Here is a 24,857-nt window from a genome sequence, read left to right as displayed (position 1 = left end):
GGTCAGCCGGCCAGGGCGCGGCGCAGCGCCGCGAACAGCTCGCCGTTCTGCCGCTGCGACACCCCGGCCGACATGATCGCGTACGAGCCGTGGAACGTCCCCGGCCACTGGTGCAGCTCGACCTGGACACCGGCCTGCATGAGCCGCAGCGCGTAGTCGATGCCCTCGTCGCGCACCGGGTCGAACTCGGCGGTGGCTACGTAGGCGGGCGGCAGGCCGGACAGGTCGTCGGCCCGCGCCGGGGCGGCGTACGGGGTGGCGGGCGCGCCGCCGAGGTAGAGCCGCCAGGCGGCCGTCAGGCTGGCGGCGTTCGCCCTCGGGGTGCCGGTGAAGTTCCGCGCCGACCAGGTCCGCTGCCGGTCGTCGAGGCTGGGCTGGGTGAGGAGCTGGAAGCGGATCGGCGGCCCCTGCTCGTCGCGGGCCCGCAGCGCCACGCCGGCCGCGAGGCCGCCGCCCGCGCTCATGCCGCCGACCGCGATCCGGTCCGGGTCGACGCCCAGCTCGGCGGCGTTCGCGGCGACCCAGACCAGCGCGGCGTAGGCGTCGTCGAACGGGGCGGGGAACGGGTGTTCCGGGGCGAGCCGGTAGCCGACCGAGACCACCACGGCGCCGGACTCGGCGGCCAGCGTGGCCGCCCAGCGGTGCTCGGTGTCGAGGTCGCCGACGATGCACCCGCCGCCGTGCATCCAGACGACGACGCCGCCCTGCGCCTCCTGCGGCCGGTAGATCCGTACGGGAACGTCCGGGTCCGCCGGGACCACGCGGTCGGTGATCTCCAGGGCCGAGACGTCGGGCTCCGGCAGCGAGGCGACCAGTTCGGCGAGGGCCTTGCGCTCGGTGACGGGGTCGGCGTACTCGGCCGCGGGCAGCAAAGGGACGAATGGTTCGAGTTCGGGATCCATGCCGATAATCCTCGGCGTCGGCCTGTGGCCCGATCATCCGCCAACCGTCGGGATTCGCGCCCCCGGGGCGCACCGTTCGGCGCGCCGCCTCAGGTCAGGACCACGAGCTGCCGCGTCGCCCGGGTCATCGCCACGTAGCGGTCCACCGCGCCCTCGACGCCCTCGCCGAACTCCTCCGGCCGGACCAGCACGACCAGGTCGAACTCCAGCCCCTTCGACAGCTCCGGAGTGAGCGACCGGACGCGCGGCGTGCCCCGGAAGGCCGGATCGCCGATCACGCACGCCATGCCCTCGGCATGCTCGGCCAGCCAGCCGTCCAGGATCGCGTCCAGCTCCGGCACCTGCCCGTGGACCACCGGCAGGCCGTTGCTGCGGATCGACGTCGGCACGTTGGCGTCCGGGAGCGCAGCCCGGATGACCGGCTCCGCCTCCGTCATGATCTCCTCCGGCGTCCGGTAGTTGATGCTCAGGGAGGCCAGGGTGATCCGGTCGAGCCCGATCCGTTCGAGCCGCTCCTGCCACGACTCCGTGAACCCGTGCCTGGCCTGGGCGCGGTCGCCGACGATGGTGAAGCTCCTGGACGGGCAGCGGAGCAGCAGCATCTGCCATTCGGCGTCGGTCAGCTCCTGGGCCTCGTCCACGACCACGTGCGCGAACGGGCCCGCGAGCCGGTCCGGCTCGACCGACGGCACCGCGTTCTCGTCGACCAGAGCGTCCTTGAGATCCTGGCCGTGCAGCATCGTCACCGCGCCCTCGCCGTCGTCGTCGGCCTCGACCAGGGCGTCGACGACCGTGGACACGCGGGCGCGCTCGGCGGCGACGGCCGCCTCCCGGCGGCGCCTGTGCCGGGACGCCTCCGGGTCGCCCAGCCGCTGCCGCGCCGCGTCCAGCAGCGGCAGGTCCGACACCGTCCACGCCTGCGGCTCCGCGCGCTGCAGCTTCCTGATCTCCTCGACGCTGAGCGAAGGCGCGCACCTGCGCAGGTACGCGGGCACCGTCCACAGGTCGCCGACCAGGTCGGCCGCCTCGATCACCGGCCAGGCGCGGTTGAACGTCGTCAGCAGCTCCCGGTTGCGCAACAGCGACCTGCGGAGCAGATCCGGCGAGACCTCCTGCTCGTGCTTGTCCTGGACGATCGTGACCAGCTCCTCCCAGATGCGGTCACGCGCCTCGTTGTGCGGGGTGCCCGGCTCCGGCGCGTCGAACGCGTCCGCCCAGTCCTCCGCGCTCACCCACACGTCCGACCAGGGCGTCGTGATCGTCATGCCCGTCGTGGGCGGGTTCTCGTAGAACCTGACGGCCGGCTCGATCGCCCGCACCAGCTCCGCCGACGCCTTCAGCCGGGCCACCTCCGGGTCCGCCTCCACCCCGGCCTCGGCCCCCTCCGCGACCAGGTCGCGCAGCGTGCACGTCTGCACGCCCTCCTCCCCGAGACTGGGCAGCACGTCCGCGACGTACGCCAGATACGGCTGGTGCGGGCCGACGAACAGCACGCCACCCCGGCGGTGACCGAGCCGCGGGTCCGAATAGAGCAGATAGGCCGAGCGGTGCAGCGCCACCACCGTCTTGCCCGTGCCCGGCCCGCCGTCGACCACCAGGGCGCCGCTCGAACCGGCGCGGATGATGGCGTCCTGGTCGGCCTGGATGGTGCCCAGCACGTCCCGCATCCGGGGCGACCGGTTGCTCCCCAGACTGGCGATGAAGGCCGACTGGTCGTCGAGCGCGGCATGCCCGTCGAATCCGTCGGCGGTGAACACCTCGTCCCAGTAATCGCTGATCCGGCCCCGGGTCCACCGGTAGCGGCGGCGGCTCGCCAACCCCATCGGGTTGCCGTGCGTCGCCCCGAAGAACGGCTCCGCCGCCGCCGAACGCCAGTCCAGCAGCAGCCGGCGGCCCTCGCTGTCCGTCAGGCCGAGCCGACCGATGTACACCGGCTCCGGATCGTCCTCGCTCACCATGTGCCCCAGGCACAGGTCCAGCCCGAACCGGCGCAGCGCCCGCAGCCTGGCCGCCAGCCGGTGCACCTCCAGGTCCCGGTCGAGCGCCTGCCGCCCCTTGCCGCCCGGCGCCCTGCGCGCGGCGTCGAGCCGGGCGGACAGGTCGGCGATCGACCGGTCCAGGCTCTCCGCGATGGCCGCGAAGTGCCGCTCGTCCCCGGCTATCAGCTTCGGGTCGGCCTTGGCGGCGAGGCGGGCGGGAAGGTCGAACACGCTGGTGGTCAGCGGGGTCACAGGCAAACGCTCCGATCTGGGGCCTGGCTCGCGGACGCGCGTCGTCCGCCGTTTCCCCAGGCCGGCTGTGGCTTCGGCGTGCCATTGTGCGGCATGACCGGGGCCTTGCGGCAAGCCCCCCGCTCCGCTATACGTTAAGAGTGGAGAGGCGTGGCCATCCCCTTCTCGCTGCTTAGCTGTTTTTGTTGTCCCGCTATGTCGTGCATGTGCATGAATACTTGGGCAGAATGATCGTGTGACGGCGATCGTGAAAACCGAGCAGATGCCCGGCCTCGTACGGGCCGCCAGGGTCATCCTGATCGTGCAACTGGCCTTCAGCCTCTTCGGCCTTGTGCTCATCTCACCGGTGATCACGGTGATGTTCAGCGAGCCGAGGGTGGCGGCGCTGCTGCTCGTATCCTTCGCGACCGTGGTTCTCATGGGCGTGCTGATCTCTCGCTGGTCGTCCCGGCGGAAATGGGTGCGCTGGGGCGGCATCGCGTTCGAAACGGTCTTGCTCGCCAGCAATCTCATCCTGACCGCCATCGACGGAGAATTCAGCTGGCTGACCCCGATCAGCCCGGGCATCATCCTGCCCCTGGCGATCGTCGTCGCGCTGCTCAGGACTCCGGCGGCCCACTGGTTCGACCGCTGACCTGAGGCGGGCGTCAGCTTGTGGCGCAGTGGGTGAGGGTGGAGCCGCGTTGCTCCCTGACGCACTGCTGGTTGACCACGGTGGCGACGCCGCGCAGGTCACGTACCGTGTCGGCCATCGTGCGCCAGGACGCGCCCTCCCGCAGCTTCAGACGGCAGTGGGCGCCGCAGTCTGACGGCCCGGCGGCGCAGCGTCGACCGGCACCCGTTGAGCACCGCCGACCGTACGTACGCCAGGGCGCGGCCGGGGTCGTGCAGCGTGACCCGGCCCGCGTGGATGCGCGTGTAGGCGTCCTGGACGACGTCCTCGGCGCTCGCCTGGTCGCCCACCATGAGCAGGGCCAGCCGGACCAGCCCCACATGATGCGCGGCGAAGATCTCCGCGAGGTCCACGCGTTCCCGCGCCGTCGGCTCTCCGCCGGAGAGCAGCTCGACTTCCATACTCCAGAGACGCCCGGCGCCCCGGTTTGCTGCCTCCGCCACTACTTGACGTTTGAGCGCAAGTACTTGCTATCGTATGTCAAGTGAGTACGCGTGAGCACGTGGCGTTGGTGCGTGAGCTGGTCGAGCTGGTCGAAAGGCGGATCGTCGACCCGCTGGAGATCCTGTTCGGCTCCGGCGAGCAGGTGGAGCCCGTACGGGCACGGCTGCGGATCGAGGCGGAGGTGTGGGCCGCCCAGTTGCTCGGCCCCGACGACGCCCTCGCGGTCCGGGCGGCGGCGCGGCTGGTCGCGGCCGTCTTCCCCGGTGACGGCCCGTTCGACCCCGCCGACGCCTGGTGGGGCACGGCGTTCGGCCGGGCCGTGGCCAGGCGGGCGGGCCACCCCGGCAAGGAGGCGGTGCCGTACGCCACGGCGGGGGCGATGCTCGGCATCACCCGGCAGGGCGTGCACGACCTCGTCAAACGCGGCAAGCTCGACCGGCACCCCGACGGCGGCGTGACCACGCGCTCCATCCGCGCCCGGCTGAACCGATCTCTGGAGCGACATGGCGTCCGACGTCACGATCACTGACCACGACATCCCCCTGGCCGTACGCGACCACGGCGGCCCCGGCGATCCCATGCTCCTCCTGCACGGCCTCGGCGGCACGCTGGAGGCGTGGGACGCCGTCGCCCTGCCCGGCCACCGCGCCGTGGCGCTCGACCTGCGGGGCCACGGCCTGTCCGGCGACGGCCCGTGGGAGTGGGACCGGGTGCTCGACGACCTCGAAGCGGTGGTGAAACACCTGGACCTGGGCAACCCGGCGGTCGTCGGCCACTCGCTGGGCGGCATGCTCGCCGTGCTGTGGGCCAGGCGTCACCCCGAGTGCCCGGCCATTGTCAACCTCGACGGGCTGCGATCCGCCGAGAGCGCCCCGGGCAACTACCCGGGCCTGGACGCCGCGACGCGGGACCGGGAGCTGGCGGCGCTCAAGGCCGCCTTCGACGCGCAGGTGGCGGCCCTGGCCGGGCCGCTGCCCGACGGGCTCGGGCCGCTGTTCCCGGCCAGGGCGCGCGTCGAACGCGACGGCGAGGTCTACGCCAGGCCCGGCGGCGAGCTCCTGGCGGCGGTGCGCTATTCGCCGGAGTTCCGCGACACGATCCCGCTGCTGCGCCAGGTCACCTGCGACGCCCTGGTCGTGATCCCGACCCAGGACCCGCCGGGGATGCCGGGCGGAGAGCTGATGGTGGCGTTCCGGCGGGGCGTGCGCCGCGATCTCGCCGGCCTGCCGCCCCACCTCCAGGTCAGGGAGCTGGAGGCGAGCCACGACATGCTCGCCGAACAGCCTGCCGCCGTGGCCGCGCTGATCGGCGGCTTCCTCGCCTGACGCCGCTCGGGCTCACATCGGTGGCGGCTGTCTCGTCGGAGCCGGAAAGCCCGCCACCGAGAGGAAGACTCCTGATGACCGACGCCCTCCAGTCCCGGCTGCCCGATCCCTCCCGCTTCATTCCCGAAGTGGGGCCGATCGCCGGAGGCATGACCAAGGCCGTGCGGAACGGCGCCGTCCCCGACGCGACCGTCCACCTGATGCAGCTGCGTGCCGGGCAGATCGTGGGCAGCACCTACCACGCGGTCCGGCAGAGTGGCCTGCTCCGCAAGGCGGGGGAGAGCGAGGAGCGCATCACCGCCGTGGCGACGTGGCGTGACGCCCCCTGTTTCACCGACGCGGAACGGGTCGCGCTGGAGCTGGTGGAAGCCGTGCTCACGCCGAGCCCGTCGGGGGAGCGGGTGCCCGACGAGCTGTACGCCAGGGCGGCGGCGCACTACGACGACAAGGCGTTGTGGACGTTGACCCTGGCGATCGGCCAGATCTGCTTCTTCATCCCCGTCGCGCTCATCGCCAGGCCGATCCCCGGCAGGCCGCTGGGCAAGAACTACACCGGCTGAAACGCGCCACCGGCGCGTCCCGGGTGGGCGTCAATCTTGCACCCATTTGGGGCCGGCGCACTGGGCGATCTCGCGGACGATCTCCTCCGGGCGGGCCCGGTAGCCGCTGAGCGTGGTGAACAGGACCTCGCCGCGGCCCGGGTCGTACCGGGGGCTGAAGTCGCCGTTGCGCTGCGCCGACGGCAGCATGATCGTGGGCTTGAGGTCGATGCAGATGTAGCGGCGGAAGTTGCGCCGCCGCTCGGCGATCCGGGACACGTCCGCCCACCGGTAGTGCCACCGCTGGTCCCGCACCCGTACCTCGATCCCGGCGGTGTTCACGATGAGCAGCCGGGCCAGGCGGCGGCGCATGCGTTGGTTGCCCCGCTGGACCATGTTCACGAACAGCCCCAACGAGTAGGCGCAGCCGACGATGCCGATCACCGTCAGGATGGCCAGGAGGAGGCCGGGCGCCTTCAACGAGCCCGCGATCAGCCAGATGAAGGCGCCGGCCAGGGCGAGCGGCAGGAGCGAGACCAGCCACCACATCCAGCCCAGCCCCCGGCTCGGCGCGAACGTCCGCCCCTGCCCGGCCTGGACGATCGGAAGCTCGCGGGATGGCGGCGTACGGGCGCCGGTGCGGGCGGCGTTGCGCGTGAAGGGGAAGTCGTGGGCGTTGTCGGTGCCGCGCTGGTTGGGGTCGGGCAGCCCCCGGGCCCGCAGCCGGTGGCGCAGGTGCCCGTACAGCACGCCGAGCGTGAGCGGGTCGGGCTCGCCCGGGAGGCCGCCCCTGATCAGGCGCAGCAGCTCCCCGGTGAAGGACGTGCAGGCGTCGACCTGCTCCCCGAACGGCACGACGTGCGCCGCCAGGTCGCTGGCGGTCAGCGTGTAGACGCCGCGGACGTCGCTCTGGTCGGCGATCAGCCCGGCGGACAGCCCGGCGGACAGGGTCTCGGTCTGGATGACCGATCCGGCGTAGCAGCAGTCGAGCACGGCGATCTTCACCGCCGCCGGGCTGTCGCGCAGCGCGGTGCGGATGCGGGAGTACTCCAGGCCGGTCAGGTCGGGGTCGGCCGCGGTGGTGTCGGCCAGGGCCAGGCACAGCTCGCCCTCGGCGGTGAGCATGCCGTGCCCGACGAAGTACAGCAGCAGCACCCCGGTCGTCTCCCGGGCGACTTGCCGGATGCGCTGCGCCACGACGCGGCTGTCGCCCTCGTTGTGCAGGACGGTGACCTCACCGGCGGGCCAGCCGCACAGGGCGGGGTCGGTCAGCGCCGCGCGCATCCCCAGGACGCTGTTGGCGGCGGCGGGCAGGTCGGGCAGGCTCTCGTCGCGGTGCACGGAGGTCGCGACGAGGACGGCATGGGAGACGCCGCTCCGGCGCCGGTCAGCCGGCATCGCCCGCGCTCGCCCGGTCGGCCTGGTCCAGCACCTCCTGGAGCAGGGGCAGCGCGTCGCCGACCCGCTTGGCCTCGACCGTCACGGTGCGTTCCGGGGTGGTGAGCGTGATGGACACGTCGGCGTGCCGGTTGGTCAGCCACGTCGTCAGCGCCCTGGCCAGCACCATGCCCGCGCCGCCCGACCCGACGGCGATGCTGAGCAGCTCGACGGCGCCGCCGAGCTCCTCACGGCCCGGCGGGCGGCCGACCGGGTCGACCCGGCCCTGCAGCGGGCGCTGGCTGCGCAGCCAGCGCGTCAGCGAGACCAGCTCGCCTGTGGGGACCACCCGGACTTCCACCCGCATCTGGCCTCTCCTCTGCTCAGGGAGCTGATCCAGCTCCAGCATGAGGCATCGCCCGGCGGGGTGTCAGGAAACGCTTCCTACCACACGACCCACGGGCTCTCCACCCCGCCGCTGAACGACGCCGTGCCCGACTTGCGCCACCGCTGACGCACGTCGACCTTGGCTCCGGTACGGGACGCCGTGGCGGTGAACGGGCCGCAGGTCACCATGGCGCCGTCGCGGGCCGGGGCGACGCCCGCGCAGAGGAACGGCTGCGACAGGTTCGTCTCGGCGTCGGTGTTGTAGAGCTGCACGTGGATGTCGGAGCGCAGAGAGGCGGAGCCCCTGATCCGGCCCATCAGGCGGAACTCGTCCCCGACCTGCGCCATGCAGGGCGACATCTGCAGCCCGGGCGTGGGGGAGAACCAGTCGCGGCACCGCCAGTTCACGGCGGCGGCCGGGGGCGGGGTCTCGGGCTCGGCGGTCGTCGGGTCCTCCGGGTCGGCGGACGTGGGCGGCGAGGTCTTGGGCTTGGGCTTGGGGGAGCGGGTCGTGCGTTCCGGCGCGGGGCGCGTGGTGGCGGGCTCGGCGGTGGGGGTCTTCGGGGGGTGGCTGCGGATCGGCAGCACCTTCGACGTGGGGGTGTCCGGGACCTCGGGCTTCGTGGAGGCGGTGGCGGGGGCCTGGGCCTCGATGGTGGCCTCGACGGTGGCCTCGCTCACGGCGCCGACGGTCTGGGCCCGCCACGGCGCGACGACGACGAGCGCGCCCGCGCTCACGACCAGGGCCGCCGCGGTGGCCAGGCCGACCAGGACGCGCTGCCGCGACCGCCCCGCCCCCTTCCCGGCCTCGCGCCGCCCGCCGTCCCCACGCCCGGGCGACGTCTCCACGGCGCCCGTCCCGCCGGCGCCCGGCGTTCCGCCTGTGCCCGGCGTTCCGCCTGTGCCCGGTGTTCCGCCTGTGCCCGGTGTTCCGCCTGTGCCCGGCGTCCCGCCTGTGCCCGGCGTTCCGGTGGGCGCGGGCGGGCGGGTGCGCGCGTCCTGCGGCTCGGCTGCCACGGGCGGCTCGTACGGGCCGGGCAGAGGCTGGGAGGTGGCCGGCGGCGGGTGTTCCATGCCGACCGGGGGCAGGGCGGGCAGGCCGGCCAGCGACGGTGCGGCAGAGGTGAGCGCCTCGGCCAGGCCGGCCGCCGTGGGGCGGGCTGCGGGGTCCTTGGCCGTGGCTGCGGTGATGAGCGTCCACAGGACGTCGGGCATGCCGGGCAGCCGCCGGGGCGCGGCGGTGGCGTGCTGCCTGAGCAGCGCCATCGGATGCTCGCCGACGAACGGAGGCCGTCCGGCGAGCAGCTCGTACAGGATCAGTCCGGCCGCGTACACGTCCACGGCGGGGGTGGGCGTGGTGCCGTCGGCCACCTCGGGCGACAGGTACGTGGGGGTGCCGATGATCGACGAGGTCTGGGTGAGGCCGGGCCCGTGGACGATGCGGGCGACGCCGAAGTCGGTGAGCCTGGGCTGCCCGGTGGCGGCGTCGATCAGGATGTTGCCGGGTTTGACGTCGCGGTGGATCACGCCCATGTCGTGCGCGGCGGCGAGCGCTCCGGCGATCCGGGCCACCATGCGGGCGGCCTCGGCGGCCGACAGCGTGCCGCGCTCATGAAGGAGCGTGCGCAGGTCGCCGCCTTCGACGAAGTCCATCACCAGCGCCAGCCGGTCGCCCTCGACGACGAAGTCGCGCACGGTGGCGATGTTGGGGTGACGCAGGTTGAGCATCACATTGCGTTCCTGGACGAACCGGAGCACCAGGTCGCGATCGGCGGCGAGCCCTTCGCGCAGGAGCTTGGCGGCGACGATCTCCCCGGTGTCGCGGTGCCTGGCCCGCCAGACGGTCCCCATCCCGCCGGCGCCGATCTGCTCCACGAGGATGTAACGGCTGCCCAGGGCCCCGTCCGTCGCCATCCGCCCGCCCTCCCCCTGAAGATGCTTCGATCACAATAGTGACGTTCGGGCTGATTTGTTCGGGGGATCGCGCGTCAGGAGATGCGTGACTGCAGGGCCGTCGGCACGTCCGGGTCGACGGGGATGACGCTCGACACCCCCGTCACCTCGAGGAGCCGCCGCAGCACGCCCTGGACCCCGGCGAGCCTGAGCCAGCCGCCCGCCGCCCTGGCCCGGTTGGAGAATTCGAGGATCGTCCGCAGGCCCATCGAGTCGCAGAAGGACAGCTCGGTCACGTTGACGACGAGGTGGACGCAGCCTTCGGACATGCCGGCCGCGATCTTCTCCGTCACTTCGGGACACCGGGTGGTGTCGAACTCGCCGACCAGTGTGATGACCGCCGTGTCGCCGAAGTGTTCAATTGTGAGGGCGAACGGTGATTGCATCCAGCAGGCCTCCATCGGGGTTGCTTGTGACGCTACACCGCCCGTGCGCTTCGTGGCGGCCGGAGCCGTGACGCGCTGTCCGAATGCCGCCAGCGTCCGCGCCGTCGGATCGGCCACAGTGTTGCGGTGAGCACAGTGATCGACAAGCACACCCGGATCGAGCCGGGCATCCTCTACTTCGGCACCCCTGTGGTCCTGGTCTCCTCCACGAACCCGGACGGCACCCCCAACCTGGCGCCCATGTCGTCGGCCTTCTGGCTGGGCTGGCGGGCCATGCTCGGCTGGGGCTCCCGCTCACGTACGGCCCAGAACCTGCTCAGGACCGGCGAGTGCGTGTTGAACCTGCCCTCGGACGCGCTCGCCGCCGCCGTCGACAGGCTGGCCCTGACCACGGGCAGCGACCCCGTCCCGCCGGGCAAGCACGCGCGCGGCTACCGTCACGTCGCCGACAAGTTCGCCAGGGCGGGGCTGACGCCGGTGCCGAGCGAGACGGTCGCGCCGCCCCGCGTGGCCGAGTGCCCGGTGAGCATGGAGGCCGTCGTGGAGCGGACGCACCCGGTGGGCCCCGACGACGGCGTGACCGCCTTCGAGGTACGCGTCCAGCGCGTCTGGGTGCACGACGACATCCGTACGGAAGGGACGGACGACCACATCGACCCCGACGCCTGGCGTCCGCTGATCATGAGCTTCCAGAAGCTGTACGGTCTCGGCCCGCAGGTGCACCGCTCGACGCTGGCTACCATCCCCGAGTCGATGTACCGGGGCCCGGACATCGAGCGCGCCCGCTAGCCGAGCAGCCTGCGGTGCAGGCTGAGCCAGGTGCGGCCGGCGCCGAGCCGTTCGACGTCCGCGGGCGGCAGCCACCGCGCCCGCGTGCTCTCCGACCCCGCCGGCGGCCGAGTCGGCCCGCCGAGCCCGGCCAGCCGGGCGGTGAACATCACCATGTACGTCAGCGCCGGGTAGGGGTGGCCGGGCGGCGGCGGGGCGAGCAGTTCGATGCGGTGCCAGGCGAAGACCGACAGCAGCCCGGGATCCAGCCGCAGGCCGGTCTCCTCGGCCAGCTCGCGGGCCGCCGCCTGGACGGGCGTCTCGCCGGGGTCGAGGTGGCCGCCGGGGATCTCCCAGCCGCGCCCCGGCCGGTCCACGTGCGTCAGCAGCGTCCGGTCCGCCTCGTCCAGGACGAACGTGAACGCGGACGTGACCGTGCCGGGCGGCGCGGGCAGGTCGCCGGCGAGCACCACGTCCAGGCGGTGCGGGACGGCGATCCACGGCACCGTCCGGGTCTCCACGATGTGACTCATCCGGTCCAGCGTCTCAGACGCCCCGGCGCATCGCCCGGTTGCCCAGCACCAGCCCGGCCGCCGCGATCACCACAGCCGCCGCCGCGCCGTACAGGACCGACGGGTGGGCGAGGTCGCCCGCGAACAGGGCGCGCTGGGCGTCGACGACGTGCGTGACCGGGTTGACGTCGCCGAGCGCCCGCAGCCAGGCCGGGCCGGAGTCCATCGGCAGCAGCACGCCCGACAGCAGCAGCATCGGGAACAGCAGCGCCTGCGTGACCACGTAGAACAGGGTCCCGCTGGGCGCGGACTTCAGCGCGAGCACGAACGACAGCGCGCCCAGCCCGATCCCGAACACGATCAGCAGCGCCATCCCCGCCAGCACGCCCGCCGGGTGGAGCTCGAAGCCCAGCGGCAGCGCCAGCACGATGATCAGCACCGCCTGGGCGGTCAGGATCGCCATCTCCTTGAGCGTGCGGCCGACGAGCATGGCGGTGCGGTTGAGCGGGGTGACCATCATGCGCTCCATCGAGCCGCCGATCAGCTCGACCAGCAGGTGGTAGCCGGACGCCATCGGCCCCGACAGGCACATCATGACCAGGATGCCCGGCACGAACCACTGCCAGGACGACCCCACGGCCCCGTCCAGCAGCGACCCGAACAGGAACAGGAACAGCAGCGGCTGCCCCATCTCGAACAGCAGCCCGACCGGCTCGCGCAGCACGGGCGCGAACTCGCGGCGGAAGACGGTGGCGGTGTCACGCAGGAAGGTCGTCATCGAGCTTTCTCCCGGTCAGGCTGAGGAACACGTCGTCGAGGGTGGGGCGGGCGGTCTCGGCGGTGGCGACCTCGATCCCGGCCGCCTCCAGGGCGCGCAGGTATTCGGGCAGCGCGGCGGCGGCGTTGGCGACGCGCACCCGCACGGTCAGCCCGTCGGCCTCGCCGCCGCCGATCCGGGCCGCCTCGGCGGCGTCGTGCCCGGTGCGGGTGGTGATCGTGAGCCGGTCGCCGGCGAGGTCGTTCTTGAGCCGTTCCGCGGTGCCGTCGGCGATGACGCGGCCGCCGTCGATGACGATCACCCGCTCGGCCATGCTGTCGGCCTCGTCGAGGTAGTGGGTGGTCAGGAAGATCGTGGTCCCGTACGTCTCCCGCAGGCGCAGGATGTGGGCCCAGATGTCCGCGCGGCTGCCGGGGTCGAGCCCGGTGGAGGGCTCGTCGAGGAACAGCAGGTCCGGCCGGTGGATGAGGCCGAGCGCGATGTCGAGGCGGCGGCGCTGGCCGCCGGAGAGCGTGCCGGGCTTGCGGGTGGCGAGGGGCTCCAGGTCGAGCAGTTCCAGCAGCTCGGCGGCGCGGGCGCGGGCCTGGGCGGTGGTCAGGCCGTAGCAGCGGCCCTGGGTGACGAGCTCGTCGCGGACGCGGAAGTTCTCGCCGGCGCTGTTCCGCTGGCCGACGTAGCCGATCCTGGCGCGCACGCCGGCCGGGTCGCGGGCCACGTCGCGGCCGGCCACGACGGCGGTGCCGGACGTCGGGGGCAGCAGCGTGGTGAGCATGCGCAGGGTGGTGGACTTCCCGGCTACTGATTTGGGGCACATAATTGACGTAGAACCACCGCAAACGGGCAGATCGAAGGGACGGGGATCATGGGCAAGCTTCAGGCAGCGCAGACCGCCAGCGCAGGCAACTCCCGCACCAGCGCCGATCAGCCGCGTTGGCTGGTGGACTACACCCGCAAGAGCCTGGACAAGGCCAAGACCGGTGACGGCGTCAACAGCCAGCACGAAGAGAACCAGGAGCTTGCCGACGACTTCGATCTCGGCGAGATCGCGCGTACCTACTGCGACAACGACGTGTCGGCCTACCAGGACGTAGAGCGGCCCGACTACACGCGCATGCTGGCAGACATGCAGGCGGGCAAGATCGCCGTGATCATTATCTGGCATGCCAAGCGGCTGCACCGCAGGGTCGAGGAGGTGACGCGGTTCATCAAGATTGCCCGCGCGCACAAAGTCAGGCTGTTCAGCGTGTCGCGCGGGGGCGAGTACAACCTCAACAAGGCCCAGGGGCGCAAAGACCTCATTGACGACACCAGCGAAGGAGAGTTCGAGTCGGGCGAGCGCGGCGAGCGTGTAGCCCTGGCCCGCAAGCGTCAGGCCCGCAACGGGGATTGGGGCGGCGGGGTGCGCCCGTACGGCTGGGGTGTGGATACCGGCCGTGTCCGGTCGGTGTGCATCAACCCCAAGGCCCCGACCATGGAACGGATCTACGAAGACCGTCCCGTGCTGGACATGACCCAGCACAACGAGGAGGAAGCGCGCGAGATCGCCCGATGGGCCGACGACCTGTTGGCCGGGGTGTCTATGGCGCAGGTCCTGCGCGATCTGGCCGACCGCGACGTTCAGACCGTCGCGCAGAAGGAGGGACGCACGATCAAGCGCGGGGGCAAGCAGGTCGAGCACCGGGGATGGAACCGCAGGACCGTCGTGCAGATCCTGACTCACCCGCGCACGGCCGGGCACGCCGTCTATCGCGGAGTGATCGTGAAGCGTGACGCCTTCCCCGCGATCATCTCCGAGTCGAAGCGTCAGGCGCTGATCACCCTGTTTGCCGACCCGCGCCGCAAGACCACGCCGGGCAACACGCCCAAGTGGTTGGGCAGCTTGCAGTACCTGTGTGGGCAGTGCGACAACGGAACGACCATGAGCGTGCGCAACAACTCTGCCGGGGTCCCGATCTACCGATGCAGGGACAGGGGGCATTGCGCGACCCCCGCCGTTGCGGCCGATGAGTACGTCGAGCAGGCGATCATTGAGCGCCTGTCTCGGGACGACGTAGCGGATCTGTTGCCGCAGGCATCCACCGTGGATCTGGAGGAGTTGCGCGACCGCATCGTCCAGTGTCAGAAGGCGAAGGAGTCGGCGGCGCGGCTGCTGGTCAAGGGGATCTTTGACGAGGAGCAAGCCACGATCGCCACCCAGGAGGCCGACGCCGATCTCGTGGAGATCCGCAAGGAGATCGCCAAGGCCACCAAGAGCAGCCCGCTTGCCGAATTCGTCACTTCCGAGAACGCGGCGCAGACATGGGAAGATCTCAGCCGGGGCCGTAAGCGCGAGATCATCGCCGAGTTGGTCACCATTCGGTTGCTTCCGGCCGGGCGTGGCTTCCGGCCCCCGATCGAACAGCGCGTCGTGATCGAGCCCGCACCCGCACCCGCACCGGTCGCCCAAGCGGCGTAACGACCCACAGGCAGGCCCCCACCTCCACACCAGGGGCGGGGGCCGTGTCATGGTCGGGTGGCCTATCGGCGGGGGCGCAGGAGCAGCGCCAGCCGATCGCGTTGACGTTGGGTCAACGGTGGCCACGTGGCGACCAGTGCTCTGATGTGCTCACGCCGCCGCTGTCGCGCCGCAGGGCACTGCGCAGGGCACGGCGCACCGGCCGAGCAGGCATCCTGCCCCGGGCACGTCTGGTCATGATCGCAGTTCGCCTGTCCCCGGTCATGCGCGTGCCTACCCGGGGATGCCTTCCTGTCTCGCACGTCCATTCCTGTCCGCCTCACCTGACGGGGCAGCCCAGCCCCCGCACCGGCCCCGCCCCGCGATCAGGGCATGCCGAGGGGAGCGGCCACGGCCGCCCGCATGATCGTTATGGGTGCTGCCTCTCGGCGGCCCGTGCGCCCACCCACCCACCCACGGCGCAGCTTCGCCGCCGTAGATCGAGCACAGGCAGGCAGCAGGGGAAGAAGGGCCAACCCCAACAGCCGAAGAACTACACGGAGCTTCGCGCGTTTTCCCTGGTCGCAGCCCCGCCGACTTTGCCGGCGGTCAGCCCGCGATCTTTACGTGGTCAGCCCCAGCCGTTGCGCTTGCCGGGCTTGGCGATGCTCACGGCCGAGCACTTCGGCCCACACCCGGTCGCCCAGGGTCCGGTAGCCGATACCGGCGATCCGCCAGTCCCCGACCACCGCCCGTGCCCCGTCCGGTTCCGCGCTGTCCGGTCCGGTGCCGTGTGCCCACGGGTCGTCCGCCCGGTGCCTCTGGGCCAGCCGCCAGGCCCGCCGTGCCTGCCGCAGCGCCGCGAACGTCGTGGAGTAGCGGCGGCTCTTGGAGGTGACATGCCCGCGAAAGCCGAGCGTGTGAACGTGCCGCCCGAGCCGCAGCGTCCGGCAGGTGGCAAGCCGCGCCAACCGGCGCACCGTCTGTGTCAGCGCCGCCACATGAGCCGGGAGTGTGCGCGTCTGCGCCAGGTCGGCCCCGCCGTCAGCGGGCCGGGACGCGGGCAGCCCGCTCACACTGTCGGACACGGTCTTGGTGGCGTACTTGGCCAGGTACCCGGCCACCCGCGCGGCATCGACCTGACGGGGCGCGACCGGCCGCACATCCAGTTGCGTGCCCCACCGGGCCACCGCCAGCGTGCGGGCGTCGACCACGGGCAGCGCCACACTCACCCGCCCGGCCGCGTGCATCAGCGCCGCCGTCAGCAGGTCGGTACCGGCCCACGCCGGGGCGGGCACCACCCGGTCAGGGTCGTCAGGGCAGACCCCGTCCAGCCGCGCCAGCACATGCAGGTGCACGACGCCGCGCTTCTGGAATTCGGCGACCTTCGCGTACGACAGCCGCAGCAGTTGCCGCACCCCGCGCACCGTGACCGGCTGCCCGCCGACCGCAGGAGCCAGCGCCGCCAGCGCCCGATACACATAGATCACTGTGCGCCGCCACAGTTCCCCGACGTGTGCGTTCCACAGCACTTGCCCGGCCAGGTCCGCGCAGTCCACGCACAGCGGAGCGCCGACCATGCCATCACCGGCCGCGTGACGGGCCGGGCACGACAGCGGCCTGCCGTGCTCACAGGTGCGCTCACGCCTGCCACGGGCCGCCCGGCACACCTTCCCGTCGCGGGCCGCATGCACCGCGCCGAAGCTCGGAGCCGTGAACGTGGCCAGCACCATCGGACTCCCCGCAGGCCCGCCGTCGTGCCCGCCGTCGTGCCCGTCGTCCGGACCGTCGTCGCCGTCGTCGTCCCCGTGGCCATCTGCCAGGCCCGCCCGCGTGACCCCACCGGCGAACACATGCCACGCATCGGCCCGGTAGCGGGCCGCGCAGGGAGGGCACACGCTTTCGCGGCGGTCCTTGCACGCCACCAGCAGCACCCCGCCCGGCTCGTCCCGGCTCGTGTAGGTGGCCTCTACCTCACCGGTGCCGGTGTTGACCGTCACCGCCGATCCCGCCAGTTGCACCGGCCGCACGCAGTGCCCGGCCCGCTCCACCTGACCGGCCCAACGCCGGTACTGCTCATCATCGGCAACCCGGGCGATCATCTGCCCGAGCACCGTCTGCGTCTGCATCATCTGCGTCGTCTGCGTCACTGTCCGTACCATTCGACACGCTCCCGTACCCCAGTACGCCAAAGGGCGGGTCCCCACGGCCCGCCCTGACATGTTGCGCGGATCTGCGATCCAGTCCGGGACCTCACCGACGCCCCGGCCCCGGACGGCTACCCCGCTACGGCCTCGCCCGCCGTCAGTGCACGCCACCGCAGCCGCACCACGGCCTTAAGCCGCGCCACGTCCTCCGGTCCCTCCAGGAACGACGCCCCGAGACCGCCCTCACGCCACGCGGCGTGTGCGAACGTCTTCAGGGTGTGGTCCAACTCCGCCTGACCCGCCTGGAACAGCCACGCTACGAAGCGCTGCGCCGCGTACTCGTCGCTGATCTCCACGGGGGCCGCCCCCTGGTCTGTGATCGTCCAGACCTTCACTGTGCTTCCCTTCGGTTGTCTCCCGACGCCGGACGGCCCCTGCCCCCCGGAGGGACACCGCCCGGCCTTACTCGTGCTTTCCCGCGTACCGCAGGAGTCGTGTCAAGCCGATCGTAGATACCAATCGCTTGCTTGGTAAGACCCGTCTTGCGGTTTATTTCCGCAGGTAATTGCCCTTTCCGGAAAGCCGCCCGGTCGGTGATGACCTTCCGGGCAGCTCACCGGCCGACTCAGAGGGTCAGCGCACCCGGGCGCAGGTCACCGGCACGAACCCCTCCGTGACGGTCTGCCCGGCCCAATTGCGGGTCGCGGGAATGGTGACCTTGTACCAGTTGTAGCCGCTACGCCCGCACTTGTTCGCGTAGCCGTTCGAGCCGTTGCCCCGCAGCGTCCCGCACGAGGTCAGGGTGCTGCCGGTGTCGCGGACCCGCAGCACATCGGCGTTGGTGAAGGCGAACTCCCGGACCCCGACGCGCACCCCCGTGATCACGACCTTCCGGCACGCCGCCCCCTTGCCGGTGCCGACGTTCTTACCCGCCGCCAGAGTCACCCCCTGCGCATCGGTCGGCGCGTCCGGCTGCGCGTCCTGCTGCGCGTCCGGCTGAACGTCCGGCTGAACGTCGCCCAACACGTCGGGCTGCGTCTCGGACCGCGTGCCGGGCTGCGTGCCGGGCTGCGTGCCGGGCTGCGTGCCGGGCTGCGTGCCGGGCTGTGCGTTGGTCTGCGCACTGGTCTGCGCAGCGGTGTTCCCGGTCGCGTTCGCCGCGCAGGCGGCGGTGGACAGGGCCGCCACAGCGGCCATGATCGCGGACGCGAACAGGGTGGTCGTCCTGGACATGATGGATCTCCTTCGTGGTGGGTTGAACCCTTTGGTTGATCTCGTGAGTTGATCTGTTGCGCGCACCCGGGTAGGTGCGTATTTCCGCAGGTAGGAGGGGGTGCCGAAAGTGCCGGCGGGCCTCACTACCAGGAGACGGCGCGCAGGTTGGCCGCGTACGCCGCCAGGTCCGACAGACGCTCATCGGACAGGTAGAACCCCTTCACCCGGACCGGGCCGGACGCCCCGGCCAGCAGGTAGCCGACCCCGGCCGAGCCCAGAGGGATGGTCGAGGCGTCCACGCCCCGCGCGGCCCACCCGGAGCCGAGCACGGTGTCTGACGCCTCCCGCGTCGAGCAGCGCAGCGCCCACCGGGTGTCGAACAGATCCCGGATGTAGGTCGGGATCACGTCGCTGCCCGGCTTCTGCGTGGCCGCGATCACCCGCACCGCCGCCGCGCGCCCCCGCGCGCCCAGGTCGTGCAGGCCATCCAGGAACGCGGCCCGTTTCTTCTTGTCCGGGTGCAGCGTGAACGCCGCCAGCTCATCGATCACGACCGCCAGCGGGCCGTGCCCCATCCCGGGCGTGATCTTCCGCAGCCCCGACGCCGACATCAGCGCGTAGCGCTCATCCATCCGCGCACGCGCCCAGGACAGGCCCGCCGTGGCGTCGTCGATCTCGCGGCGGATACCGCCGTGGGCGACCTTCTCCCACACGGCCAGCTCCACGCCCTCCTTGCCGTCGATCATCACGGCGTCGGTGTCCGGGTCGAGCATCAGCCCGGCCACGACGCTGTGAAGCGCGACCGACTTGCCCGCTTCCGGAGCGCCGCCGATCAGCAGATGCACGCTCATCGCCGCCGCCCCCCGTCCGGGTCGTCCGGCCCGGCCAGCTCAGCCGAGCCGCCAGCCGAGCCGCCCAGCAGCGCGACCATGACCGTGTCCCCGTTCTCCGCGACGGCCACCGGGATCGGCTCCCACGCGCTGGACACCCAGCCGTGTTCGGCAGCCGCCGCCCAGGGCCAGGTCAGCACCCCGAAGGCGTCCAGCGGATCACGCCGGATCACCTCCACCGTCGCGTACTGAGCGTTGTCCTCATCGGCCGCCACGCGCACGGCCGAGGCGCGCAGCGAGGAGGTGAGCCACGGCACCCGATCCTCCACGTCCACCGCAGCCGAGCCTTTCGGCAGCCGCACCCGCAGGCGCTCACCGGCCGCCGTCCGGGTCACGCCCATCACGCGCGGAACCCGGTCGTTGTGCGTGGCCAGCCCCGCGTAGCGGGCCGCACTGTCCCAGCGCCGGATCACCCGCGCCCGCCACAGCAGCGCCCCCACCGCGCCCCGGACCCCGGGCATCACCAGCAGTGACGCCAGGCTGAGCGCGACCATCAGCGCCAGCGGCCAGCCGCCGACCGTCCAGCCGCAGCCGAGCGCGGCCAGCAGGAGCAGCGACAGCGCGATCTCACGCCGCGCCAGCCAGACCGGGCGCAGCACGTACACCGTCCAGCGCGATCCCGGGGTGGACACCGCGCGGATCGGCTGTGCCGGGGTCTGCACCATCGGCGGCAGCCCAGACGGACGCCCCGGAACCTGCGGACCCATCAGCCCCGTCATGACCGCGCCCCCTCAGGACCAGGCGGCCGGTGCGCCAGCGGCACCACCGCCACCACCCCGGCAGGGTCGCCCAGCTCCACCGGCACCAGGCGCGAGCGGTCGGCCGTCCGTGCCCGCCGAGCCCAGCCCGGCTCCGAGCGCGCGATCTCTGCGCAGGCGTCCACCTCCCGCGCGAAGGCGTCGGCCGCCTGCGCCAGGGTCGCCGCGAACCAGCGGGCCGCCACCGGCGACAGGTGATCCACCCGCACGACCACCAGCCGCCCCGTGGAAGCGGCGAAGCTCAGCAGCGGCCAGCCGTCCGGCACCCGCCACACCTGCGCCCGCGACCCGGCCGGACCGATGAGGAGATCCATCACGCCTCACCCTCACCCGCGCCCGCGCGCCCCGAGTGCCGCGCGCCCGTAGCGGCCGGAGCAGCCGGGGGCGAGGCGTGCGGGTTACGCCCGGCCGGAGCGCCTGCCCCGTGCAGCGGCACGACCGCCGTGGCGCTCCACCACCGCACCTCCCCGTCTTTGGCCGTGCCGTAGGTGAGCCCTTCCACCCGCACCGGCATGCCGGGCGTCAGGTGGTGCTGTTCGCCCGGGATGTTGAACTTGATCAGGGACGAGTCGTTGCCGTCCATCGCCAGCAGCTTCACGACCATGACCGGCTGACCGTCTTCGGTCACCTTGACTTTCTTGGTGGAGAAGTCCTTGGCCGCCATCGGCGGCCCGGTCACGACGAACGCGAGTTGGCTCGTGTCGATCGGAAAACGCATCCTGCCTCCCATCGCCGGGGAGCGCCCCGTGCGGGCAACTCCCACGATGGCAAGCAGTACTCGAAAGTGTGTTCGAATAGTTCAAAGGCATACCGGTACGGCATAGGTCCCAGATTCACCCGGCCATGTGTGCTAATGCGGCTGCGGGGCAACTAGGCTTCACCGCCAGAGGACCGGCAGACGCAGAAAGGAGCGCGAGGCATGTTCCTGCCCATCCCCCTGTCGCCGCCCCTCCGTGACAACCTCGCCATGCTGCGTCAACGGGTCCACACCTTCGCCACGATCGAAGGACTGTGCGCGTGCCGCGTTGCTGATCTCGTGCTCGCCGCCCACGAGGCGGCGCTTTTGCTCATCGACACCGGGTGCCCGGACGCCACACTCAGCCTGTGGGCCGACCAGGCGGGCGTAAGCCTCCACCTCTACGACCCGACGAGCGCGATCACCGACGACCGCATCGCCGAAAGCCGCACCCCGCACACCGGCATGACCGACAGCACCGTATCCCTGACCGTCGTCCTGTTCCTGTGCGACATCGTCACTCTGGACCGCAGCGACGGGGCAGCCCGCCTCCATCTGTGTCTGCGCCCAGCCGACCACCCCGCGCTCGCCGACCGTCCGCCCATGCTCCCGGCGTGCGTCCATCCGTAAGCCGGGCAGTCACCCTCCGGGCGCACCCGCCCCATCCCGCGATCCAGGCAGCGCCCCGCGCTGTGTGATGAGTTTCCCTACTAGATCAAGCACGCCCGGCACGCCGGGCGCCACCCCCCGGACACGGTCTCGCTCAGGGGCGGCAGCACCCCGGGAGACAAGCCCGCACCAGGAACCCGCCCAGGAGACCGGGGGCAGCGTGACGCGCCGGCAGGCGGACATCGGGACTGCGCGCGGCGCTAGCGCGCCGTGCTCGCCCTCGCCGCCTGACGGCACGCCCCACGCCCCCGGCCCCCGAACCGCACCAGACCCGCCGACCCCCGGCACGCCCGAAGCCCCCGGCCAGAACCCACCGGCAAGGCGTCACGGGGGACACGCCCATCCCGGTAGGCCGCACCAGGCGGGAGACCGCCAGACCGAGGACGGTGGGTCGGTCCGGGTCGATCCCGCCCCTCTGGCCGGGGGCAGCCAGCACCCGGCCCAGCGGACGGCAGGCACGCTAGGCCGGGGCGACTCACACGGCGTCTCTACACGCCGAAGCTCACTTCATGGCTGTCTCTGGGCGGCGCGGTGCCTGCCTCCGCAGCCGCCTGACGGGCCAGTCGCACGTCCAACGCCTCCACGTCCCACGCCAGCAGCACGTTGACCAGCCCGCTTCCTAGTCCCTCTGTATCCAGCCAGCGACGCCGCCACGCCGCAGCACCCCACACCAGCTCCGTGGTGATCTCCCACTGGGGATAAGCGGCCCGCAGCTCAGCCAGCCGCCGCGCCTGCCCGTCATCCATGACCGTCCCCCTCGCCCATCTGCCCCTCATCGGCTCCCGGTGCGTTGCCTGGTGTCGGATCGACAAGCCGGAACTTCACCCGCCGAAGCGGCCCCCGCGCGTAGTCGCCCGCGAACGCCTTGCGCTGCGTCGTCACGACCTTGACCGCCACCCCCGCCGCGACCAGCAACCGCAACTGCCGCCGGAAGTGCTCCCGAGTGTTGACGTGCCCGAAGCACGCCGCCACCTCATCCACCGTCGCCCCGTCCGGGAAGCTCGCCAGACACACCGCGATCTCCTCCCGCCTGCTCTTGCCCGCCCCGCTCACCGCGCCCTCCCTTCCCGATCCCCGCCGTCCTCCGGATGCATCGACCGGTAGCGCTCCCGGCACAGGTCCGAGACCCGCCGCGCCGCCGTCTCCACCGACGAAGCCGGGCAGGAGGTGTACCGCCACCACCCCGGCTTCGTGGGAGCATCCAGCGACCATCGGAAGCGCCACCCCTGCCCGCTCCACTCACACCACACGTTCAGGCCCACCGCCGCGATCCCCACCAGCGCGATCCCCTCGCACTCCGAGACCCGCGACCCGACCCCACGCCGCGCCAGATGACCGGCCAGCTCCCACGCCAGCCGCCCCGCAGGGCTCATCTCCTCCACCACCGGACGCCCCATCACGACCGCCCCCCAGCCGTGAGGTTCGCCCACACCACGCGCTCGCCCACCTGCGTGACATCCGTCCCCCAGCGTCCGCCCGTCAGGTCATCCACCACCCACAGACCCCGCCCGCACGTTTCATCGGGGCCGGGGATGCGCGGCGACGGCACAGCGCCCGACACTCCCGGGTCCACGACGGCCAGCCGCCAGTACCGCCGCCCGTCCTCCACGATCGGGACGAGACTCATCCGCACCCACGGAGCACACCCATGCACCAGGGCGTTGGTCACCAGCTCGGAAGCGATCAGTTCAAGGTCTTCCAGCGCCGGATGCTCACCCATCCACGCTCGAAGCTCACGACGGGCCAGCGCGGGAAGCAGAGAGCAGTCGTCCAGCTCCCTGATCACCCACACCTTGATCCCTGCGTACGGACGCTCGGACGCAACGGCTCGCATGGTCACCTACCTTGCGGGGGTCGGGTGGGTTCGACATGTCCTGACGAATGCCGACTGTGCATTTGTTATCCGCAGTGGGTCTCAGCGGATATGGCCTCACACGGACGCCAGGCACGAGGCGCAGCGCCCCGAGCTGCCACTCTTGCCCAGGAAAACTGCACTTCCAACGCCATTGCTTGCGCCCAACTGAGAGGCTTAGCGCAAGGCCCAGTGTGCACCTAACTGCCATGCACCTGCAAGCCCTGAAAATGCATACCTTGCAAATATCGGGAGGGCAACCAAGATGCACGATGACCCCGAGGTGCGAGATGATGTCCTGGTGCCGACGAGACGACAGCCGCCTACTGTCCGCATGCGCCGGTTGGCGGCTGAGCTTCGTCGCCTCCGAGACGCTGCCGGGCTCTCACAAGAAGACGTCACCAATCAGACCGGGGTGAACGTCGCCACCCTCTACCGCATCGAGACTGGCCGCACCAAACCGCAGCTCAGAACGCTTAATGCGCTCCTGGACACTTACGGTGTCACGGGTCCCAGCCGGGACGCCTTGACCCTCCTCCAGCGGGACGCCGGAAAGAGGGGTTGGCTGAACACTGCCGACTCCGGATTGCCCGAGCAGTACACCGCGTACATCAACTTCGAAGCGGAGGCTCGCGAGATCCTCAACTTTGAGGCCACCTTCATCCCGGGCCTGCTCCAGACTCCGGACTACGCCCGTCAGGTCATCGCGGGAGTCCTGCCCGCCGCGACCGACGATGACATCCAGCGCCGCGTTGACGCCAGGCTCAAGCGCCAGGAACTCTTGGGCACTCCAGACGCCCCGCAGCTATGGGCGGTCATCGACGAAGCAGCCTTGCATCGTCGCGTCGGCGGGACCGCCGTGATGCGTGATCAGCTTCGCCACCTAGCCACGCAGGCTCGCAACCCGCACATCACGATCCAAGTGATCCCATTCAAGGCCGGTGCCCACCCGGGCATGCCCGGCAGCTTCATCATCTTGCGCTTCGGGATGATCGCTCCCGACATCGTCTACATCGACAGCATGGGCGGCGACCTCTTCCTAGAAGAGGAAGCCGAGCTAATCAGGCATAACATGGTTTTTGAGCATCTTCGCGCCGTAGCGCTCAGCCCTTCCGACACGGTGACGCTACTGACATCCCTAGGCGAAGATCACGATTGAGAGGAGCTAGGGTGCAGTCCGACCTTTCTAAGGCCCAGTGGCGGACGAGCCGGTTTAGTGGCAACGGCGCAAGCTGTGTTGAGGTCGCCGTCCTGCGTGGTCGTGACGCCGGTGTCCCTAACAAAGCTGACGAGGAGTTCGTGGTGGCCGTTCGTGACACCAAGAACCGCGACCGCGAGCCTCAGTTCTTCACCATCCCCGAATGGGATGCCTTTCTTGCAGGCGTGGCCGAAGGTGACTTCAGTTCCGCATCCTTGATCGCTGGCTACCCCGGCGTGGCAGTCCATTGACGCCCTGCCGAGCAGGCCACACACGGCGAAACGCCCAGACCATGCTTAGGGTCTGGGCGTTTCGCGTACCGGGAGAGAAGGCACGCCTAGGACAAGAGCACTAAAGACCCTCTTGGGAACCCCCACGGGCCGGTCGCCACACTGCGTGCCGTTGGCCCGCTGTTCTCTCCGTAGACCGGGACCGGCGAAGGGTCGCGGGCCACGGCGGGGCTACCGAATCGTTTCGGAGCCAACTGCATGGGGACCCCTCCAAGATCGCAAAAGGGGGGCCGGGGAGGAAAGTGCGGGGGGATGGGCGCGGCCCCTCCCCGAATTAGCAGACCAGCGTAATGCCCCCCTTTTGAGATCTTGCCCCATGCAGTCAGCACCACCGCAACGATTCGTCCGCCCCTCGCCACCGCCCAGCGAATCGCCTAACCTCGCAGGTGAGAC

The 24,857-nt window shown here is 71.4% G+C and carries 30 protein-coding genes; 9 read left to right on the top strand and 21 right to left on the bottom strand.

What is annotated here, in order from left to right; translation table 11 throughout:
• Positions 1–2: 2 nt before the first annotated feature.
• A complete protein-coding gene (locus AB0J53_RS00970; protein WP_364167655.1) occupies positions 3–902 on the bottom strand; it encodes an alpha/beta hydrolase in 900 nt (299 codons plus the stop codon).
• Between the two features lie 89 nt (positions 903–991).
• Positions 992–3,133: an RNA polymerase recycling motor ATPase HelR gene (gene helR / locus AB0J53_RS00965; RefSeq protein WP_364167653.1), complete on the bottom strand. Its 2,142-nt coding sequence runs from the start codon at positions 3,131–3,133 to the stop codon at positions 992–994.
• A gap of 235 nt (positions 3,134–3,368) precedes the next feature.
• On the opposite strand from helR, the gene AB0J53_RS00960 reads away from it, so the two are divergent.
• Entirely contained in the window at positions 3,369–3,767 is a 399-nt protein-coding gene (locus tag AB0J53_RS00960) for a hypothetical protein (RefSeq protein WP_364167651.1), read from the top strand.
• A gap of 98 nt (positions 3,768–3,865) precedes the next feature.
• Here the strand turns inward: AB0J53_RS00960 and AB0J53_RS00955 are convergent, their stop codons facing one another.
• Positions 3,866–4,207 (bottom strand): sigma factor, encoded by a 342-nt coding sequence (locus AB0J53_RS00955; protein ID WP_364167649.1) that lies wholly within the window; start codon positions 4,205–4,207, stop codon positions 3,866–3,868.
• Between the two features lie 83 nt (positions 4,208–4,290).
• Here AB0J53_RS00955 and AB0J53_RS00950 point away from each other — a divergent pair, with 83 nt between their 5' ends.
• From AB0J53_RS00950 to AB0J53_RS00940, 3 genes are all read left to right on the top strand, one after another.
• The gene (locus tag AB0J53_RS00950; RefSeq protein WP_219518195.1) at positions 4,291–4,779 is read left to right on the top strand and encodes a hypothetical protein; all 489 of its coding nucleotides are present in this window, start codon (positions 4,291–4,293) and stop codon (positions 4,777–4,779) included.
• Positions 4,754–5,575, top strand: coding sequence for an alpha/beta fold hydrolase (locus AB0J53_RS00945; RefSeq protein WP_364167647.1), 822 nt, complete (start codon positions 4,754–4,756; stop codon positions 5,573–5,575). The genes AB0J53_RS00950 and AB0J53_RS00945 overlap by 26 nt, the downstream gene beginning before the upstream one ends.
• Positions 5,576–5,649: 74 nt before the next feature.
• Complete coding sequence (locus AB0J53_RS00940; RefSeq protein ID WP_364167645.1) at positions 5,650–6,135, top strand: carboxymuconolactone decarboxylase family protein; 486 nt, start codon at positions 5,650–5,652, stop codon at positions 6,133–6,135.
• Positions 6,136–6,165: 30 nt separating this feature from the next.
• Here the strand turns inward: AB0J53_RS00940 and AB0J53_RS00935 are convergent, their stop codons facing one another.
• From AB0J53_RS00935 to AB0J53_RS00920, 4 genes are all read right to left on the bottom strand, one after another.
• A complete protein-coding gene (locus tag AB0J53_RS00935; RefSeq protein ID WP_364167643.1) occupies positions 6,166–7,512 on the bottom strand; it encodes a hypothetical protein in 1,347 nt (448 codons plus the stop codon).
• Entirely contained in the window at positions 7,502–7,858 is a 357-nt protein-coding gene (locus AB0J53_RS00930; protein ID WP_357584525.1) for a hypothetical protein, read from the bottom strand. Before AB0J53_RS00930 ends, AB0J53_RS00935 begins: the two co-directional genes overlap by 11 nt.
• A gap of 77 nt (positions 7,859–7,935) precedes the next feature.
• On the bottom strand, positions 7,936–9,792 hold the full coding sequence (locus tag AB0J53_RS00925; RefSeq protein WP_364167641.1) for a protein kinase: 1,857 nt from the start codon (positions 9,790–9,792) through the stop codon (positions 7,936–7,938).
• A 74-nt stretch (positions 9,793–9,866) separates the two neighbouring features.
• A complete protein-coding gene (locus tag AB0J53_RS00920) occupies positions 9,867–10,217 on the bottom strand; it encodes an STAS domain-containing protein (protein WP_219518205.1) in 351 nt (116 codons plus the stop codon).
• Between the two features lie 126 nt (positions 10,218–10,343).
• Between AB0J53_RS00920 and AB0J53_RS00915 the strand changes: the two genes are divergently transcribed.
• Positions 10,344–11,006, top strand: coding sequence for a flavin reductase family protein (locus AB0J53_RS00915; protein ID WP_308126215.1), 663 nt, complete (start codon positions 10,344–10,346; stop codon positions 11,004–11,006).
• Here the strand turns inward: AB0J53_RS00915 and AB0J53_RS00910 are convergent.
• From AB0J53_RS00910 to AB0J53_RS00900, 3 genes are read right to left on the bottom strand one after another with little or no spacing between them, the layout of a single operon-like run.
• Positions 11,003–11,518, bottom strand: coding sequence for an NUDIX hydrolase (locus AB0J53_RS00910; RefSeq protein ID WP_364167638.1), 516 nt, complete (start codon positions 11,516–11,518; stop codon positions 11,003–11,005). The two genes, AB0J53_RS00915 and AB0J53_RS00910, sit on opposite strands and share 4 nt — an antisense overlap.
• Positions 11,519–11,531: 13 nt before the next feature.
• Positions 11,532–12,275 (bottom strand): ABC transporter permease, encoded by a 744-nt coding sequence (locus tag AB0J53_RS00905; protein WP_357584515.1) that lies wholly within the window; start codon positions 12,273–12,275, stop codon positions 11,532–11,534.
• Entirely contained in the window at positions 12,256–13,089 is an 834-nt protein-coding gene (locus AB0J53_RS00900) for an ATP-binding cassette domain-containing protein (protein WP_364167636.1), read from the bottom strand. The genes AB0J53_RS00905 and AB0J53_RS00900 overlap by 20 nt, the downstream gene beginning before the upstream one ends.
• Positions 13,090–13,137: 48 nt before the next feature.
• On the opposite strand from AB0J53_RS00900, the gene AB0J53_RS00895 reads away from it, so the two are divergent.
• Complete coding sequence (locus AB0J53_RS00895; protein ID WP_364167634.1) at positions 13,138–14,730, top strand: recombinase family protein; 1,593 nt, start codon at positions 13,138–13,140, stop codon at positions 14,728–14,730.
• A gap of 602 nt (positions 14,731–15,332) precedes the next feature.
• Here AB0J53_RS00895 and AB0J53_RS00890 read toward each other — a convergent pair.
• From AB0J53_RS00890 to AB0J53_RS00860, 7 genes are all read right to left on the bottom strand, one after another.
• Positions 15,333–16,859: a replication initiator gene (locus tag AB0J53_RS00890; RefSeq protein WP_364167632.1), complete on the bottom strand. Its 1,527-nt coding sequence runs from the start codon at positions 16,857–16,859 to the stop codon at positions 15,333–15,335.
• 128 nt (positions 16,860–16,987) lie between these two features.
• Positions 16,988–17,212 carry a hypothetical protein gene (locus AB0J53_RS00885; RefSeq protein ID WP_364167630.1) on the bottom strand — a complete coding sequence of 75 codons (225 nt, stop codon included), beginning with the start codon at positions 17,210–17,212 and terminating at the stop codon, positions 16,988–16,990.
• Positions 17,213–17,489: 277 nt separating this feature from the next.
• Positions 17,490–18,089, bottom strand: coding sequence for a hypothetical protein (locus tag AB0J53_RS00880; RefSeq protein ID WP_364167628.1), 600 nt, complete (start codon positions 18,087–18,089; stop codon positions 17,490–17,492).
• Between the two features lie 125 nt (positions 18,090–18,214).
• A complete protein-coding gene (locus AB0J53_RS00875; protein ID WP_364167626.1) occupies positions 18,215–18,922 on the bottom strand; it encodes an FtsK/SpoIIIE domain-containing protein in 708 nt (235 codons plus the stop codon).
• Complete coding sequence (locus AB0J53_RS00870) at positions 18,919–19,626, bottom strand: hypothetical protein (protein ID WP_364167624.1); 708 nt, start codon at positions 19,624–19,626, stop codon at positions 18,919–18,921. The genes AB0J53_RS00875 and AB0J53_RS00870 overlap by 4 nt, the downstream gene beginning before the upstream one ends.
• A 50-nt stretch (positions 19,627–19,676) precedes the next feature.
• Complete coding sequence (locus AB0J53_RS00865) at positions 19,677–20,033, bottom strand: hypothetical protein (protein ID WP_364167623.1); 357 nt, start codon at positions 20,031–20,033, stop codon at positions 19,677–19,679.
• Entirely contained in the window at positions 20,033–20,437 is a 405-nt protein-coding gene (locus AB0J53_RS00860) for a hypothetical protein (protein ID WP_364167622.1), read from the bottom strand. The genes AB0J53_RS00865 and AB0J53_RS00860 overlap by 1 nt, the downstream gene beginning before the upstream one ends.
• Positions 20,438–20,638: 201 nt before the next feature.
• Between AB0J53_RS00860 and AB0J53_RS00855 the strand changes: the two genes are divergently transcribed.
• The gene (locus AB0J53_RS00855) at positions 20,639–21,085 is read left to right on the top strand and encodes a hypothetical protein (RefSeq protein ID WP_364167620.1); all 447 of its coding nucleotides are present in this window, start codon (positions 20,639–20,641) and stop codon (positions 21,083–21,085) included.
• 527 nt (positions 21,086–21,612) lie between these two features.
• Here the strand turns inward: AB0J53_RS00855 and AB0J53_RS00850 are convergent.
• The 4 genes from AB0J53_RS00850 to AB0J53_RS00835 are packed head-to-tail and all read right to left on the bottom strand — an operon-like array spanning position 21,613 to position 22,910.
• On the bottom strand, positions 21,613–21,870 hold the full coding sequence (locus AB0J53_RS00850) for a hypothetical protein (protein WP_364167618.1): 258 nt from the start codon (positions 21,868–21,870) through the stop codon (positions 21,613–21,615).
• A complete protein-coding gene (locus AB0J53_RS00845) occupies positions 21,863–22,177 on the bottom strand; it encodes a hypothetical protein (protein ID WP_364167616.1) in 315 nt (104 codons plus the stop codon). The genes AB0J53_RS00850 and AB0J53_RS00845 overlap by 8 nt, the downstream gene beginning before the upstream one ends.
• Entirely contained in the window at positions 22,174–22,524 is a 351-nt protein-coding gene (locus AB0J53_RS00840; RefSeq protein WP_364167614.1) for a hypothetical protein, read from the bottom strand. The genes AB0J53_RS00845 and AB0J53_RS00840 overlap by 4 nt, the downstream gene beginning before the upstream one ends.
• Positions 22,521–22,910, bottom strand: a complete 390-nt coding sequence (locus tag AB0J53_RS00835) for an ATP-binding protein (protein WP_364167612.1) — start codon at positions 22,908–22,910, stop codon at positions 22,521–22,523. The genes AB0J53_RS00840 and AB0J53_RS00835 overlap by 4 nt, the downstream gene beginning before the upstream one ends.
• A 331-nt stretch (positions 22,911–23,241) precedes the next feature.
• Here AB0J53_RS00835 and AB0J53_RS00830 point away from each other — a divergent pair, with 331 nt between their 5' ends.
• Positions 23,242–24,135 carry a helix-turn-helix transcriptional regulator gene (locus AB0J53_RS00830; RefSeq protein ID WP_364167610.1) on the top strand — a complete coding sequence of 298 codons (894 nt, stop codon included), beginning with the start codon at positions 23,242–23,244 and terminating at the stop codon, positions 24,133–24,135.
• A gap of 11 nt (positions 24,136–24,146) precedes the next feature.
• Positions 24,147–24,425 (top strand): DUF397 domain-containing protein, encoded by a 279-nt coding sequence (locus AB0J53_RS00825; RefSeq protein WP_219514415.1) that lies wholly within the window; start codon positions 24,147–24,149, stop codon positions 24,423–24,425.
• Positions 24,426–24,857: the final 432 nt, after the last annotated feature.

The sequence above is a fragment of the Nonomuraea sp. NPDC049725 genome, from assembly GCF_040674795.1.
Classification (GTDB): domain Bacteria; phylum Actinomycetota; class Actinomycetes; order Streptosporangiales; family Streptosporangiaceae; genus Nonomuraea; species Nonomuraea ceibae.
Note: the sequence above shows the minus strand (reverse complement) of the source record. Positions and strands in the feature narration are given on the sequence as shown.